Annotated in this window: 15 protein-coding genes; 4 read left to right on the top strand and 11 right to left on the bottom strand. The window is 59.4% G+C overall.

Annotated features, from left to right (window positions below; all coding sequences use genetic code 11):
- Positions 1-151: 151 nt before the first annotated feature.
- On the bottom strand, positions 152-949 hold the full coding sequence (locus ACSQ8V_RS23415; protein WP_436207315.1) for a sulfotransferase family protein: 798 nt from the start codon (positions 947-949) through the stop codon (positions 152-154).
- A gap of 269 nt (positions 950-1,218) precedes the next feature.
- Positions 1,219-1,446, bottom strand: coding sequence for a hypothetical protein (locus ACSQ8V_RS23410; protein ID WP_436207314.1), 228 nt, complete (start codon positions 1,444-1,446; stop codon positions 1,219-1,221).
- Positions 1,447-1,598: 152 nt separating this feature from the next.
- Here ACSQ8V_RS23410 and ACSQ8V_RS23405 point away from each other — a divergent pair, with 152 nt between their 5' ends.
- The 3 genes from ACSQ8V_RS23405 (at position 1,599) to ACSQ8V_RS23395 (ending at position 3,930) form a co-directional block, all read left to right on the top strand.
- Entirely contained in the window at positions 1,599-2,498 is a 900-nt protein-coding gene (locus ACSQ8V_RS23405) for a LysR substrate-binding domain-containing protein (RefSeq protein WP_213766339.1), read from the top strand.
- A 29-nt stretch (positions 2,499-2,527) separates the two neighbouring features.
- The gene (locus ACSQ8V_RS23400; RefSeq protein ID WP_436207313.1) at positions 2,528-3,307 is read left to right on the top strand and encodes a carbon-nitrogen hydrolase family protein; all 780 of its coding nucleotides are present in this window, start codon (positions 2,528-2,530) and stop codon (positions 3,305-3,307) included.
- Between the two features lie 284 nt (positions 3,308-3,591).
- Complete coding sequence (locus ACSQ8V_RS23395; protein ID WP_213766337.1) at positions 3,592-3,930, top strand: DUF4148 domain-containing protein; 339 nt, start codon at positions 3,592-3,594, stop codon at positions 3,928-3,930.
- A 187-nt stretch (positions 3,931-4,117) separates the two neighbouring features.
- Here ACSQ8V_RS23395 and ACSQ8V_RS23390 read toward each other — a convergent pair whose 3' ends face one another.
- From ACSQ8V_RS23390 to frc, 4 genes are all read right to left on the bottom strand, one after another.
- Positions 4,118-5,365 (bottom strand): YbfB/YjiJ family MFS transporter, encoded by a 1,248-nt coding sequence (locus ACSQ8V_RS23390; protein WP_436207312.1) that lies wholly within the window; start codon positions 5,363-5,365, stop codon positions 4,118-4,120.
- A gap of 251 nt (positions 5,366-5,616) precedes the next feature.
- Positions 5,617-6,336 carry a hypothetical protein gene (locus ACSQ8V_RS23385; protein WP_436207311.1) on the bottom strand — a complete coding sequence of 240 codons (720 nt, stop codon included), beginning with the start codon at positions 6,334-6,336 and terminating at the stop codon, positions 5,617-5,619.
- Between the two features lie 13 nt (positions 6,337-6,349).
- Positions 6,350-7,132: a fumarylacetoacetate hydrolase family protein gene (locus ACSQ8V_RS23380; protein WP_213766333.1), complete on the bottom strand. Its 783-nt coding sequence runs from the start codon at positions 7,130-7,132 to the stop codon at positions 6,350-6,352.
- 99 nt (positions 7,133-7,231) lie between these two features.
- The gene (gene frc, locus ACSQ8V_RS23375) at positions 7,232-8,479 is read right to left on the bottom strand and encodes a formyl-CoA transferase (RefSeq protein WP_213766332.1); all 1,248 of its coding nucleotides are present in this window, start codon (positions 8,477-8,479) and stop codon (positions 7,232-7,234) included.
- A gap of 1,152 nt (positions 8,480-9,631) precedes the next feature.
- On the opposite strand from frc, the gene ACSQ8V_RS23370 reads away from it, so the two are divergent.
- Positions 9,632-10,443, top strand: a protein-coding gene (locus tag ACSQ8V_RS23370) for an IS5 family transposase (RefSeq protein WP_436180705.1) whose coding sequence is annotated in 2 segments (ribosomal slippage) — positions 9,632-9,980 and positions 9,980-10,443 — 813 coding nt in all. Because the reading frame shifts where the segments join, the coding sequence is not laid out codon by codon here.
- Between the two features lie 258 nt (positions 10,444-10,701).
- Here ACSQ8V_RS23370 and ACSQ8V_RS23365 read toward each other — a convergent pair.
- From ACSQ8V_RS23365 to oxlT, 5 genes are all read right to left on the bottom strand, one after another.
- Positions 10,702-11,382 (bottom strand): GntR family transcriptional regulator, encoded by a 681-nt coding sequence (locus ACSQ8V_RS23365; RefSeq protein WP_436184933.1) that lies wholly within the window; start codon positions 11,380-11,382, stop codon positions 10,702-10,704.
- Between the two features lie 64 nt (positions 11,383-11,446).
- Positions 11,447-11,668, bottom strand: a complete 222-nt coding sequence (locus ACSQ8V_RS23360) for a hypothetical protein (RefSeq protein WP_436207310.1) — start codon at positions 11,666-11,668, stop codon at positions 11,447-11,449.
- Positions 11,669-11,782: 114 nt separating this feature from the next.
- On the bottom strand, positions 11,783-12,811 hold the full coding sequence (locus tag ACSQ8V_RS23355) for a 2-dehydropantoate 2-reductase (RefSeq protein ID WP_436207309.1): 1,029 nt from the start codon (positions 12,809-12,811) through the stop codon (positions 11,783-11,785).
- A 136-nt stretch (positions 12,812-12,947) separates the two neighbouring features.
- Positions 12,948-13,925 (bottom strand): LysR family transcriptional regulator, encoded by a 978-nt coding sequence (locus ACSQ8V_RS23350; RefSeq protein ID WP_436207308.1) that lies wholly within the window; start codon positions 13,923-13,925, stop codon positions 12,948-12,950.
- Positions 13,922-15,274, bottom strand: coding sequence for an oxalate/formate MFS antiporter (gene oxlT / locus ACSQ8V_RS23345; protein ID WP_436183878.1), 1,353 nt, complete (start codon positions 15,272-15,274; stop codon positions 13,922-13,924). The genes ACSQ8V_RS23350 and oxlT overlap by 4 nt, the downstream gene beginning before the upstream one ends.
- Between the last annotated feature and the right edge of the window lie 9 nt (positions 15,275-15,283).

Genomic DNA, 15,283 nt, shown 5'->3' with positions numbered 1-15,283 from the left:
ACGCGTGGGCTTTATGAATCAGGGGTATGGAGGGCTGGGGGCTTACGCAGCGGGGTCCGGCTACGTTACCTTACTGTTATTTTCTTTTGGATCTTCGGTACGGCGGTGCGTCGCGACGCGGCTGCCGCATGGGCAAGCCGCGCGCATCCCGTTACGCAGTCGCATATCCCAGATGTGTCGCCGTCGTTCCCGCAAGGGCTAGGAGTTTGTCGCCACCCGTCGACGCACGAGGAATGACATAGAGATCGGCAATATCGGTAACAGGATCACTGAACGGCGTCGGGGCATGACGTTGCGACATAAGAAAGTCGCTGATCGGTGACGCATCCGCCAGGCCGAGGAACTGCCCCATACTCGCCGCCGTCGCGCCCGGGTCCTCGATCACCGTGCGATACGAAACCGTCAGTGCCAGGTCCGCCGGGATCTCTTCGAAAAATTCGATGATCTCGCCCACATATTGTTCCCAGACACGTATCCCATCTTCGATAGATCCAATCCAGTGCTTGTGCAGCAGCGAATTGGCAACGTGGCGAGGATCGCGATGGATATGAATGAAGCGCGCTTGCGGCAGCAATTCACGTATCAAGCCCAGACACGATCCTGAACGTGGCAAGCGTTCGATCGAACCTGTCCGGCCTGAGAGCACCGTGGGGTCGGCGTAGGACGGATGCTTATCTCCCCAGATGGGCGCCGTTATCTCGAGCTCTTCGCGATAAAAGCGTTCGACCCACGCGCCAAGCGTGCGATGGCTGAAAGTGGAAAAGCGGTCACGGCAGGCCGGACTCAACAAGTCGGGACGATTGCTGCCGACGTCCAGCATGTCCTTGAGTAACGCGAAGACCCGGCACTCATTGGTCAGTTGAATGAGCGGATGCGCGTTCAGGACGGAACAAAGAAAGGTCGTTCCAGACCGGGGCGAACCAACAATGAAAAGCGGGAATGATTCCATTTGCCCTCCTTACGATTGCTCCGGTTCCAAGCATACGCAACGCAGATGGCACAAACCTGACGCAGCCATGACCTTTCTGACCAGGCGTGGTTTTTTAGACGTTTCTACGGACGTAGCTTATTGCTTGCAAGCTTGACATGGGCGGCTCAGCTATGTTTGGACGAAATGTCCTAACCTAAGGGCGAGTTTTTGTTTTCATTTCGACCTGCAAGGGATGTTCCCGCGCTCAGCCACGCCGTCTTGAATATTGGATGCGGTTCAATCAAGGCTTATTTTGTTTTCTCCGGACTCGAATGCGCCGATCTCGGCTTGTTCATTTCGCCGGCAACGAGCAGGCGCAAACCCGGCGCAACGTTCAAGCGCTCCGGTTCGGTCCAGAGGTTCTTGTACACTTCGAGTCGGCGATGGGTGAGTGCGGTTTCATCGCGAAGCCATTTGTCGGGGACGGAAAATTTCAGGATTTGACCAGCGCCACCGCTTGCCAGAAGCTTGCTCACATTTCGCTTGAAATCGATGGATTCCACTCGAATTTAAAATGGGGGTTTTGAAATTGATATTGGGCTAAAACCCTTGTCAGGTAAGACGCCTGGCCCGTTGACTGAAGTCATGGACCATCGATTTGAAACACTCAACAGCGTATTCAGTTTAAGTGAAGAACGACGTCACCTCCGATCTCGAGTTTTTTGTTCAACTGGCGCGCCTGGGCAGCTTGTCGGCTGCCGCGCGTGCGCTTGACCTGACGCCACCGGCCGCCACCCGGCGGCTCGCGCTGATGGAACAGCGGCTGGGCGTGAGGCTCGTGAACCGCACCACGCGCAGCGCGAGCCTCACTGACGAAGGCGACACGTATCTGCGGCACGCTACGCGTATTCTTGCCGCCGTGAGCGAGATGGAAGACGCCGTATCGCGTAGCCGCGAAGCACCGCGCGGCATATTGCGGGTGAATGCCTCGCTGGGCTTCGGCCGCACGACCATCGCGCCGCTCGTATCCGCGTTTGTGCAGCGTTATCCGCAGGTCGAGGTTCAACTGGATGTGACCGACCGGCCCGTGGATATTGTCGAGCAGGGTTTCGATCTCGCCATCCGCTTCGGCGCGTTACCCGATAAGCGGCTCAACGCGCGCCGCATCATGTCGAACCGACGCTTTCTGTGCGCGTCGCCGGCCTATCTGCAACGGCACGGCAACCCGACCGCGCTGGCGGATCTTGTGCGCCACCGGACTATCCTTCACCGGCAAAACGACGACGCCTACGGCGTCTGGCGTTTCACCCGCGACGGCGAGACGGTATCGGTCAAGGTGCACGGCGGGCTCTCGAGCAATGACGGCGACATCGTGCTCGGCTGGGCGCTCGATGGACACGGCATCTCGATCCGCTCAGAATGGGACCTCGCAAAATACCTGGAAAGCGGCCGGCTGAAAGTCGTGCTGCCGGACTTCCTGCTGCCGCCGGCGGACCTGTTTGTCTACTATCCAAGCCGCCGCAATCAACCCGCGCGTATTCGTGCGTTCATCGACTTCCTGGTCGAGCACTTCCGCGCGTCCCAGTAACCCTTCCTGGTGATATCGACTGCTCTTTCATGACAACTGCTCGCATTGCGTATGTACAGTGGCCCGAAGGATTGCAACCGGCCGGTCCGGCATGGGATGCCATTCGTCGTTCCGTTGAAACTGCCCGCCCTGACATTTTAGTCACCAACGAAATGCCGTTCGGCCCGTGGCTTGCAGAACACGCAAGCTTCGATGCGCAAGCCGCGCAACGTAGCATCGCGCTGCATGAGCGTGCCCTCGATGCATTGAGCAGCCTTGGCGCGGCAGCGGTGATTTCATCGCGGCCGGTGGCCTTCGACGGTCGTCTCGCGAACGAGGCGTTCGTACTGGAATCGAATGCGTATCGCATGATCCATCATAAGAAATACTTCCCGCAGGAGCCCGGCTTCTTCGAGGAAGCGTGGTACGTGCGTGGCGCGGGCGGATTCGACTGCGTGCAAGTCGGACAAGTGAAGGTCGGCGTGTTGCTCTGTACCGAGTTGTTCTTCAACGACCGCGCGCGCGCGTATGGCCGCGATGGCGCCGACCTCATCGTGGCGCCGCGCGCAGCCGGAACGTCCCTGTCGCGATGGAAAACGGCGGGCACGATGGCGGTCATCGTGTCGGGTGCATGGTTCGTCAGTTCGAACCGGCATGGTCCGGGCGCACTCGGCCAACAGTTTGGAGGCGCCGGATTCGTGGTGTCGCCTGAGGGCGTTCTGCTTGAGGAAACCAGCGAAGCAACGCCGCTGCGCGTGGTTACGATCGACCTTGATGCCGCTCGTGCGCAGAAAGCGCAATATCCGTGTTACGTGAAAGACATGCCCTGATTCGAACGGGTCAAAGCGCGGCAAACGCGCTGTGACGAGCATTTATTGCTGATTCGAATGGCTAACGGTTAATTCGGAGATTTATTACCGAAATAGGGCCAACACTATGCACCACGCTAGGGAGGACGCCCATTGTTGCGGTAACAGCAAATATATTTCGCTGAAACTATCGTGTCAAATCGTTGATAGGCGGCCTAGACTTGTTTTCATCAGAAGCGCATGCAGACAGAGGCACTCAGTCTCAACGACTTCCGAAACCGAAAACAAACTATGGAGATCTCATCATGACCAAGTCACAGAAGTCACTTATTCCCGCTCTGCTGATTGCTTCAGCTCTCGCGGCTCCGTCGTTCGCATTTGCTCAGGACAACAACGCGCCTGTGACGCGTGCGGAAGTGCGCGCCCAGTTGGTCCAGCTCGAACAAGCCGGGTATAGCCCGTCAAGCAATGACAAGTACTACCCCGCAGCGCTTCAAGCCGCGCAGCAACGTGTTGATGCATCGAACGGAGTAACAGCACAAGCGTATGGCCCGTCGACCAGCGGTACATCGGCTTCAGGTATGCGGACCACCGTCGCGCCGGCCTCGGGCAACGAGCAGCATTCGATTTACTTCGGTCACTAAGATTTGATCGAGGTTTGATCGACTGCGCTGCGGATTGATCGCTTAGCGCAGAGTCAAAAAAGTAAGGCTCCAAAAATCGCTCACCGCTTAAAGGCGTTGAGCGATTTTTTACGTGTGGCGAATAACTAAGCTATGCAAAGTATTTCTTACATCCGAAGATCGCGTCAACGGAGTCTTTAAAGAACCCTTAAACGTCCAATGGCTTCTGCAACATCGCGAGAATAGCGCCCGCGGCAAGCAGGATGGACGAATACACGAGCCCGCGAGCGAGGCCCGCGCCATCCGAGATCCAGCCGATTACGATTGGCCCGACAATCTGTCCTACAGCGAAAACAATCGTAAACACGCCGATTCCGCGAGTCCATTGCGTGACAGGAAGATTGTGCCGGACGAATGCCGTGGTCGATGCCACGGCCGACAAAAACGTCGCGCCAAATAACGCGCCCGATACAAATGCCACTGCCGGTTGCGTGAACAGTGCGGGCATCAGGGTCGCAAACGCGAGGACCGCGTTGAAGACCGCCAACGCCTGTCCGCCGCTCATGCGATTGAGCAGCCCCGACCAGAGCCGGGCGGAAACAATCGTTGCCAGACCGAGCAGCACATAGAAGGCGGTCACTACTGCCGCGCTCATGCCGGCCGCGCGAAGCAGCGCGATGAGAAAGGTCATGTAGCCGATATAACCCACGCCAAAAAGCGCGTAACCGACCAACATGAAACCGAAACGTCGCCAGGGCAAAGTGCTCGAGCGCAGCGGCAAGGCAGCGTGTGGCGCAGCGGGAACAGGCGGGACGGGTTCGCTGTGCTCGATCCTGCGAGCGGCGGCAATTGCCGCTATGGACGCCAACGCGCAGGCCGCGGCCAACGCAAACCAGGCCCATTGCCAGCCATGCGGACCGCTGAACGTGGTCATGGGCACCAGCAGCGCCGCAACGACTATCCCGCTACCCGCACCGCCGTAATAGAGCCCGAGCACGAGACCTGCATCGCGTGGATGGGCCGTTGCGAGACGCGCGGCCAACACCCCGCCACCGACGAAAATCAACGCACTGCTGATACCGGTGACAACCCGTTGCGCGAGCAACGCATGGGTATCGGAAACCAGGCCGCCGATGGTCATCAACGCCGCCGTCAAGACACATCCCGCGATGAAACAGAGACCCACGGACCATCGACGCGATACAAATGGAAAAACGAGTGCGCCAAGCAGGTAACCCAGTGCATTGGCGGTGTTCATCGCGCCGGCTTGCGCGAAGCTCCAGCCGAGATCGGCCTTCATTGCCGGCAACAGGAGTGCGTAGGAGAAGCGCGTGAGACCCAGCGCGATCGCGCTGCCGAATGACAAGCCCGCGGCCAGTACAAGCGTGTTCCGCCGAGAGCGTGATGCATGAACAGGTGCTGCGTGTGCCGGGGTGCTGCGTGTGTCGTCGATCATCGGCTAAGGCGGCTTATGGGCTGACGGGCTGGAGGAGACTCGGGGACATGAACGTCACCGGCCACGGCATCTGGCGACGTATCGCTATGGTAACGCGCCTTAGCCTCGTGGCGGCACGCTCGCGCCGTTCGCTCCCGGCTCAACGCCTTGATGCCAATTCCGCCTTTCGGCTCAACAAAAACTTCGCCTCATAACGCAAATAGCGCGCCGAAGCACGCTATTCCCTAACCCCACGGCGCAGACTCATTGCCCTACTTTTCGCTCGCCGCACCCGATGGCCTGACACTCGTACACGTCGCCACGCATCCCAGCACGAGCGCCACGCCGGTCACCACCAGCGCGCCATTTGCCAGCCCGACGCCGGCCGCGACTACCGAACACGCGGCATACCCATTCAATGCAGCGATAAAAACCGGATACGCGCGATCGGCCATCGCCATTGCCAGGTAAGCACCGATCAACGCGACCATCGCCCCGATGATCACCACGGCCACCGCGCCGCCCTCGAACCCTGCCGTATAGGCAATCACCGTGCACAACGCGGCGCAGGCGAAGTGCATCGTGCTCGTTAGTTTCGCATTCGATAACCCGAAGCGCACACGGCTCAGCACGAACACCGACGCAATTGCCGCGACGCCGCCGAGCGCCGTCAACTCAAGCGAAGCGCCCGGGTCGAAACCAAGCACACGATCGGCTGATGCCGACGCAAGCGCGGCCAGCGCCAGCGCGCTTTGCATCGATACGGGCGTGGTCCGGCCTAACCGCGGCGTCAGCATCGCGAACGCAGCGATGGCCAGCGCGACGAGCGTCGAGTCGAATCCCGTCGCCATGCCGTAAGCGACGATCACCGCGGCCCCCACGCCGGTTGCATCGCGCAATGCCTGCCGTCGCGTGGGCGAGACCGCGCCCGGCGCTTTCAGGCTCTGCATGGATGCCATCACTGCAAACGCACATAACGCACCGTCGAGCATTGATGTCTCCGCATCAGAGCAAGCGATTTACCAGGGTCCCGATACCTTCGATCGAGACACATACCTCGGCGCCGTCCTTGATCGAGCCGATCCCGAGCGACGTGCCGCAAGCGATGACATCGCCGGGTTCGAGCGTCATGTCGTGCGAGATCAGGCTGACCTGTTCCGCGGGCGTGAAGATCATGTCGTCGAGCGGATAGTTCTGCCGCTCGACGCCGTCGAGCGTGGTGATCACGCGCGCCGCGCGCCAGTCGAATCCGGTCGCGATTGAAGGTCCGACACACCCGAATGTATCGAATCCCTTCGCTCGGCACCATTGCGGAAAGTTCGGATCTTCCTGAAGGAGTTCGCCGGCCGTGACGTCGTTGACGCACGTGTAGCCGAAGATCGAAGCCTCGGCTTCCTCCACCGATATCGACGAGCAACGTCGGCCGATCACAATGCCCAGCTCGCCTTCGTAAGCGATCTTGCCGTCGTAGCTGACGGGCCGGCGGATCGGCTCATGCGTACCGATCACCGACCGTGCGGGCTTGATCAGGAACAGCGGATGTTTGGGCGGCGCTTTATCGAGCTTCTTCGATAGCGCGTAGAAGTTGTTCCAGAGCGCGACGATCTTGCCCGGCTGGCAGGGTGCCAGCAGCGTGAGCTCGTCTATGCCCAATTCCTTACCCGTCGGCTCGGGCTCCGTACTGTCAAAGGGAGAACCCTCGAATTGCATGACGCGCCTGCCATCTTCCGATAGCGTGCCGAAGCCCACCACGCCATCGGCGCGGGAAAAACGTATCCAGTTAGCCACGTTGAAAGCCCTGAAGAAGTGGTGCTGCGGTCTAGAGAAAAACGGCAACCGGAACCCGCCGCAATGCCTGCCCCGCGGGTACCTACGTACGAGCCGACCCTAGATCGCCCCGAGGCTTCGCAACGTTGCGATCTGATCAGGCGAATACCCGAGTTCTGCCATCACTTCGTCCGTATGCTCGCCCAGCAGAGGTGAGCGCACGACGTCCGTGGGGCTGTCGGAAAGCTTGATCGGGTTGCCTACGGTGAGGTATTTGCCGCGCACCGGATGGTCCACTTCAACGATCGTGCCGGTCTTGCGCAGCGATGGGTCCTCGGCAATTTCCTTCATCGAGAGGATCGGGCCGCACGGAATGTCGTGCTGGTTCAGGATCTCCATGGCCTCGAACTTGGTTTTGGTCATCGTCCACTGTTCGATCTCGGCGAAGATGCCTTTAAGGTGCGGAAGCCGTGCGGCCGGCGTGCGGAAGTCGGGATGATCGATCCATTCTTCCTTGCCGATCACCTTGCAGATCTCGCCCCAGACTGGCGCTTGCGTGATGAAGTAGATGTACGCGTTCGGATCGGTTTCCCAGCCCTTGCACTTCAGGATCCAGCCCGGCTGCCCGCCGCCCGATGCATTGCCGGCGCGCGGCACGGCCTCGCCGAACGTGCCGTTCGGGTACTGCGGGTATTCCTTCATCGTGCCCGTGCGTTCAAGCCGTTGCTGATCGCGCAGCTTCACGCGACAGAGGTTGAGCACGCCGTCCTGCATGGCCGCGAGCACCTTCTGGCCGCGGCCGGTGGCGTTGCGTTGATAGAGCGCGGTGACAATGCCGAGCGCCAGATGCAGGCCCGTGCCTGAGTCGCCGATTTGCGCGCCGCTGACGACCGGCGGGCCGTCGTCGAAACCTGTTGTCGATGCTGCGCCGCCTGCGCACTGTGCGACGTTTTCGTAGACCTTGCAGTCTTCGTAGGGGCCGGGGCCGAAGCCTTTCACCGATGCCACGATCATCCTCGGGTTCAGTTCCTGGATGTGTTCCCACGTGAAGCCCATGCGGTCGAGTGCGCCTGGGGCGAAGTTTTCGACCAGCACGTCGCATTTTTTGACGAGCGACTCGAGGACCTTCTTGCCGTCCGGGTTCTTCGTATCGATGGTGATCGAACGTTTGTTGTGGTTGAGCATGGTGAAGTAGAGGCTGTCGGCGTCGGGGATATCGCGCAGTTGCTCGCGCGTGATGTCGCCTGCGCCGGCGCGCTCGACCTTGATGACATCGGCGCCGAACCATGCAAGCAATTGCGTGCAGGTCGGGCCTGATTGAACGTGCGTGAAATCGAGGATACGCACCCCGTCGAGGGCTTTGCTCATGCCTGTCTCCTAACCTTTAGCAGGTTTTATATCGTGGTACTTGTGATGCCCTTTTTAGCGCCCTGCGGGCCGTGCCGGGTTTTGGTGTTTCGGGTTTGTTCTGTTTCGTATTGCGCTGAACATGATGGGCTGTTTTTCTCCGCTTCTGTAGATGGAGAGGACCCTCATGGCAATGGGTTTAAGTGCTGACGCTGTGATATACAATATTCTATACACAGTATTAGTCAAGTGATTTTGCGTGGCACGCGGTGGGTTGTGCGATGCGGTAGGTCGGAGATGCCGGCACAATGGCCGATGATGGTGTTTGATGTTGCAGTGCGGGAGATGGCGAGGCCCGGCAGTGTGGCGGGTTTGTGGGGCTTATCGCAGGTTGGGGTGTGCGGGCTATGGGGCAGCGGTTTGAGTTAATGCCGGGTTGGTGCTTTCAGTGTTAGTGGTCGGGGTCAATGCCGGGTTGGTGCTTTCGGCCTTAGCGGTCTGCGAGAGTCGGATTTTCTCTTTATCACTATTAGCCACTGTGCGTGGCGGCACGTCATTTCTTTGTCCAAAGCGACAAAGAAACGAAGCAAAGAAAGCGCTTTAACCGCGCTACCCTAAGTGTCCACAGCGTGCAGTTTCTATTCATAGGTGCCCCAAAAGCACGGTGCTCGCCAGAGCCACGGATGTGTGAAACACTCCTTCTCGCGAACCCTGACACGAACACGCTTCGCCCCGTACGCTCTCGGGCAAGCACATTTGCCAAGGAACCTGCACGGCCTCACGCGTCTTTACTGCTTCATGTCTTAGTGGGTTAGCGGTGTGGTCCGCACGCTTATTTTCGTGGGTTACGGTCTGAACAAGCCTGAACAATTTTGCCACTTCGTTTCGAAGTAGTTCGTTATACATAACAATTTGGAGGGAGGTTGTCCGCGGATAGCGCGGGGTGCCCCTTAGGCAGGTTCAATCACTGGTGGCGAAGCGTGTGGGTATCCGTGTTCGGAGAAGGAGGGGTTCACACATCCTCCGCTCTGGCGAGCACCGTGCTTTTGGGGCACCTATGAATCAAAACTGCACGCTGTGGACACTTAGAGACTGTTGCGAAATTACAAAAAGGGGCTGTTAACTTTTTGGCTCTGGTGTTAACTTCTGTCTTGTTTTCCCTGACAGGAAGCCATGGCTAAGGAACTTATAGACGACCAATTATGGGCACTCATCGAACCGTTGCTGCCCAAAGCTGCGCCGCGCAATCGCCGGTATGCAGGACGCAAGCCAATACCTGATCGCGCCGTGCTCACAGGCATCGTGTTCGTGCTGCGCGCAGGCCTCGCGTGGAATTTGCTGCCGCAGGAAATGGGCTGCGGGTCGGGCTCCACTTGCTGGAGGCGCCTGGACCAGTGGCATAAAGCGGGCGTATGGCAACGCATGCACGAAACGATGCTGGCGGAACTGCGCCGTCGGGGCCAACTCGATATGGCCAGAGTACTGGTCGACAGCTCCTCCATTCGCGCGTTGTACGCGGGAAAAAAACAGGCCCAAACCCCACGGACCGGCGCAAACTCGGCAGCAAACACCATATCATCGTCGATGCGCAAGGCATCCCGCTCGGCGTCATCCTGACGGGCGCAAACCGCCATGACGTCACTCAGCTTGACCCACTGGTCGAAGCCATTCCGCCAATTCGAGGCAAGCCAGGACGGCCCTTGCGTAAGCCCAAAATTGTTCAGGGCGACCGAGGCTATAGCTCTGAGCCACATCGGCGACGCTTTCGCAAACGCGGCATCACTCCTGAACTCGCGAAACTGCGCTCACCCCATGGCAGTGGTCTAGGCAAAACACGTTGGCCTGTCGAGCGTACGATCGCTTGGCTGCACTCCTATCGCCGCCTGAAGATGCGCTACGAGAAATATGCGCACATACACGAAGCCTTCCTCACGCTCGCGTGCGCTTTAACTTGCTGGACCCGGCTAAAAAATATGCAAACTTAATTCTGCAACAGTCTCTTAGGGTAGAGCGGTTAAAGCGTTTTCTTTGCTTCGTTTCTTTGTCGCTTTGGACAAAGAAATGACGTGCCGCCACGCACAGTGGCTAATAGTGATAAAGAGAAAATCCGACTCTCGCAGACCGCTAAGGCCGAAAGCACCAACCCGGCATTGACCCCGACCATTAACCCCAGAACCTAGCAACCCCAGAACCGACTAACCCAGCCCCCCAGCCCCAAATCAAGTGCGAACAAAAACCTACTCTCAGTCAAGAAAATCGCAATTAGCCTCAACAAACGCCGCCAGATCCAGCGAATGCTGCCGCACCAGCCTCTCGACCAACTCAGTATCCCGCGCTTCAAGCGCTTCAATAATCTTCATATGGTCTTCAATCGACCGCGCTGCCCGATCGCTTTGCGAAATCGTCATCTTCCGGATCGCGCGCACGTGCACAAAAATATTCTTGATCGTATCGAAGATGATCTGCGACTTGCTCAACTGCACAATCGCCTGGTGAAAAGCAATATTCGCCTCCGAATACTCTTCAATATGCTCGGCCGGCGCCTGATTCTGAAAATGGTCAAACATGTGCCGTAACGTTGCAATCTCTGCATCGGTCGCGCGCTGAGTCGCAAGCCTCGCCGCCATACTTTCCAGCGCGGCCCACATATTGATCATCTCGACAATCTCGTGCTTGGTCTTCCGCACAATATAAATCCCACGACGCGGCACCGTTCGCAGAAACCCTTCCTGCTCGAGCAACGTCATGGCTTCGCGAATCGGTGTACGACTCACGCCCAGCGCCTCAGTCAAATCCTTCTCGTCCAGCCGGATCTCTTCCCGCGAACGATAAATATCCGCCTCGGAAATGGCCTGGCGCAGCCGCGCATAAGCCTGATCCCGCAACGAAACCGTCGCGTTGATCGGCGCCAGCGAAAGCGTCACGCCAACAGGCTTACCTTCCGACCGCGGCTCCAGAAGACTAGCCGGGGTTGCAGCAACTTCAGTATCAGATGGCATTGATGGTTTGATGTCCCAGGTTCCGCCCGCCCGTCGTCGCCCGTGTACCCGTGCTGCCGCCCTGGTCATCCGCCGTCAGCCCAGCGTACCGACCATTGTCCTGCGCGCGCTGCAACACGTCTTGCGGCACCGCCGATGCCAGTGCAAACGTCACACCCACACCGCTCGCTACCAAGGCAATTCCGATCACGACTAATAAAGCGATGCTCATTTCCAGCTCCTAGTGGTTTACTCCAAGAGCCTTCAGTATATGTTGCGTTGCAATGCAACGCAACATATTTCGTATGTGATATATCACAAACAACAGCCCTTCTGTGTTCGCAGTTTAAGCGGCTTTTTGCGAACGCGTGAAGGATTCAATCGTTTTGATACCGGGCTTGGCCGTTCCCTGGTTGACCCCTTCGCGCAGCTTGATCAGCGCGAGCACGGCGTCGATCATCGGTGTGTCGACAGCCAGTTTCCGGCCGATTTCCTGCACGACGGTCACGATCGGATCAATCTCCATGGGCCGGCGCGCTTCGCAATCCATCAACATCGAGGTCTTGTGAGCGCCGACCGCGGCCGCGCCGTTGATGCGCTTTTCCACATCCACCCGAAAATGAACGCCTAGCTGCTCGGCAATGCCCTGCGCCTCCTCCATCATTCTGCGTGACAGTGCGCGCACTGCCGGATCGCTGGTAAGCACGTCGAGTGTGGCGCCTGTCAGTGCGCTGATGGGGTTGAAACAGAGGTTGCCCCACAGCTTCAGCCAGATCTCGTCGCGGATGTTGTCGCGCATCGGCGCTTCCATGTCGGCGGCGCTCATGATGTCGTGAAACGCTTGCAGGCGCGGCGTCACCCGCCCGCTCGGCTCGCCGATGGGAAATTTCTTGCCGTACACATGACGGATCACGCCGGGCTCCGCAATTTCGGCGGCGGGAATCAGCACACAGCCTATCGCCCGCTCCGGTCCGAGCACCTGCCATTGCCGGCCGCCCGGATCGACGCTTTCCAGCGTGGTGCCGGCCAGCGCGCCGCCGTGCTCATGGAAATACCAGTAAGGCAGGCCGTTCACCGCCGTGACCACTGCGGTATCCGGGCCCAGCAGCGGTTGCATCAAGTCCACCACGCCAGGCACCGAATGCGCCTTGAGCGCAATCACCACATAATCCTGCGGCCCGAGTTCCGCGGGATTGTTCGTGCAACGGACCTTGACGGTGTGCTCCTCACCCTCGATCTGCAAGCGCACGCCGTTCGCCTGCATGGCAGCCAGATGCGGCCCCCTCGCGACGAAACTCACATCCGCTCCCGCTCGGGCGAGTTGTGCACCCATGTAACCGCCGATCGCGCCGGCACCGTAAATGCAAATTTTCATTGTCGTCTCCTGGACCATTCTCTCTTCTGATATACAACATATTAGATTCAGTATTGGATAACAATGGAGAAAGCGCAAGAAAAAAGCGCGACTCTTTTTCAAGGAGCCGCGCTTCGGATATTTCGGTGGATTGGGATCAGGCGTTAGCGATTTGCAACGGCTTGTGTTCTTCATCATAGGACGAAACGACATGCGTCCAGATACGCGCTGCCTGCACTGGCAACGTGCGGCTCTTGCGCCTCACGAGCGCAACAGTTCGCGTCACTGGCGGCCATAGCGGCACCGGTTGCACCAGCGCTTGAGCCGAGGCTGCGCCTGCGTGCATCGGCTGGATGCCAATGCCAAGTCCCGCCGCAACCATCTGCACGACGCTCGCGGCCTGGGTCAGCCGCTGAAGCCTGACGTTCGACGCACTGTGTTCGTCGAGCGCGCGCGCGATGACATCGAAACTGCTGGTGTCGTCGTCGAGAAGGAACAAACTCGCACCGCTCAGGTCGCGCCATCGCACCGTGGCGTGCGATGCCAACGTATGACGCGCCGGCAAGATCGCGCACAGGGACTCGGAGAAAAGCGTTTGTGTCGATAGATCGCAGATATCATCAGGATTACTATCGTCCAGGGAGCTGGTCAGCAAACCGATGTCGGCATCGCCGGCGCGCACGAGTTCGAGCACCCTGCCCTGCGGTGCATCATGCAACGTCAGCGCGATATTGGGGTAGCTCGCCCGGCACGATGAGAGCAGCGCCGGCAGCACCGATGCAACCAGGCTGGAACTGCTCGCTATCGACACCACGCCGTTTTCGGCCGTAGAAACCTGCCGCCCGAAACGCAGCGCCACTTCGAGTTCATCGACCAGTAACGCAATGCGCGGGAGCAGCGCGCGGCCGGTATCGGTGAGCGCGACCTGGCGAGTCGTGCGGTCAAACAACCTCATCTCAAGCAGGTCTTCCAGCTCCCTGATGCTGCGGCTCGCCGCCGACTGCGTGACCCCGAGCGCGTTGCCCGCCTGCGTGAAACTCCGATGCTGCGCCAGGATCACGAACAGGCGTAACTGCTGCAGCGACACGCCGGACGCCTTCAATCCCTGCACGGCATCAGTCTGGCTACGGGTCATTGTGCCGACGAGTTGCGCGGGGCTTCTGTCCAGGCAGCCTGAAACGTCGCGGCATCGAGCCGGCTCGACTCGGCGACCGTGTTATCGATCCAGCGCTTTCTCATCGGCGCGAGCACGAACTTGGCGCATAGCCCGGCGGCAATCGATATGGTGGCCGTCGCGATGAACACCGCGTCCCATGAGCCGATGGCCGACAGCACCGAGGCGAGCGGCACCAGCATCGACGCCGTGCCCTTCGCCGTGTAGAGCGTACCGGCGTTGGCAGCGGCGTATTTGCTGCCGAAGGTATCGGCGCACGTGGCCGGGAAGATCGAGAAGATTTCACCCCAGCACAGGAACGTCACGGCTGCGAAGAACATGAACAGATACGGGTTGTGGCCGAACTCCATGAGGCCGAGCAACGCAACGCCCTCACCGATGAAGATGAAGAACATGGTGTTCTCGCGGCCAATCTTGTCGGAGATCCAGCCGCAGAGCGGACGCGTGAAACCGTTGCACAGGTTGTCGATCGACAGCGCCATGGTCAGGAGCGGCAAGGTCACGCCGAGCAGGTTGACCGGCATCTTGGCGAAGCCGTATTCCTTCGCGATCGGACCGAGTTGCGCCGTGGCGATCACCCCGCCCGCCGCGACGAACACGAACATCATGTACAACACCCAGAAGAGCGGCGAGCGCACCATCTGACCTGTCGTGTAGTCGATCTTCGACGCAACCACGCGCTTGGCCGGAACGGCGTAAGCCGGCGGCCTCGGACGCACCAGAAACATGCCGAGCAGCAGGATGCAGACGCCCTGGAAGATGCCGAAGAACACGAAAGTATGTTCGTAACCGGAGCGCTGGATCATGTTCGAGATGGGGATGACGGTGACCGCCGCGCCCGCGCCGAAACCCGCCGCCGTCAAACCGGCAGCGAGGCCGCGCTTGTCCGGGAACCACTTGAGCGCAGTGCCCACGCAGGTGCCGTACACGCAACCCGCGCCCACGCCGGCAATCACTGCCGCAATGTAGAGATGGATCAGGCTGGTCGCGTTTGCATCGATGATCCAGCCTAGCGCCGCACAGATCGAGCCGCCGATCACGACCGGCCGCGGGCCGAATTTATCGACGAGCCAGCCTTCCAGCGGCACCAGCCAGGTTTCCGTGACAATGAAAATGGTGAACGCGGTTTGAATCGCCGCCTGGCCCCAGTGATGTTTCGCATCCATCGGGACTACGAACAAAGTCCACGCGTACTGCAGATTGGCGACCAGCCCCATGCAGATGATGCCGATGGCGAGCTGAGCCCACCGATTATTGTGCCACCCCATTTTGGGCTGACCAGCGGCCGGTGCCGTCGCTGCGTTTGCCATGTCTGTCTC

Source organism: Caballeronia sp. LjRoot31, from assembly GCF_964253885.1.
Lineage (GTDB): Bacteria > Pseudomonadota > Gammaproteobacteria > Burkholderiales > Burkholderiaceae > Caballeronia.
Note: the sequence above shows the minus strand (reverse complement) of the source record. Positions and strands in the feature narration are given on the sequence as shown.

What these genes read in the sequence shown, in the direction of transcription:
- ACSQ8V_RS23355 (WP_436207309.1), bottom strand. Translation starts at nt 12,811, where the DNA reads ATGAAAATTTGCATTTACGGTGCCGGCGCGATCGGCGGTTACATGGGT.
- frc (WP_213766332.1), bottom strand. Translation starts at nt 8,479, where the DNA reads ATGAGCAAAGCCCTCGACGGGGTGCGTATCCTCGATTTCACGCACGTT.
- ACSQ8V_RS23350 (WP_436207308.1), bottom strand. Translation starts at nt 13,925, where the DNA reads ATGACCCGTAGCCAGACTGATGCCGTGCAGGGATTGAAGGCGTCCGGC.
- ACSQ8V_RS23395 (WP_213766337.1), top strand. Translation starts at nt 3,592, where the DNA reads ATGACCAAGTCACAGAAGTCACTTATTCCCGCTCTGCTGATTGCTTCA.
- ACSQ8V_RS23390 (WP_436207312.1), bottom strand. Translation starts at nt 5,365, where the DNA reads ATGATCGACGACACACGCAGCACCCCGGCACACGCAGCACCTGTTCAT.
- oxlT (WP_436183878.1), bottom strand. Translation starts at nt 15,274, where the DNA reads ATGGCAAACGCAGCGACGGCACCGGCCGCTGGTCAGCCCAAAATGGGG.
- ACSQ8V_RS23360 (WP_436207310.1), bottom strand. Translation starts at nt 11,668, where the DNA reads ATGAGCATCGCTTTATTAGTCGTGATCGGAATTGCCTTGGTAGCGAGC.
- ACSQ8V_RS23385 (WP_436207311.1), bottom strand. Translation starts at nt 6,336, where the DNA reads ATGCTCGACGGTGCGTTATGTGCGTTTGCAGTGATGGCATCCATGCAG.
- ACSQ8V_RS23400 (WP_436207313.1), top strand. Translation starts at nt 2,528, where the DNA reads ATGACAACTGCTCGCATTGCGTATGTACAGTGGCCCGAAGGATTGCAA.
- ACSQ8V_RS23415 (WP_436207315.1), bottom strand. Translation starts at nt 949, where the DNA reads ATGGAATCATTCCCGCTTTTCATTGTTGGTTCGCCCCGGTCTGGAACG.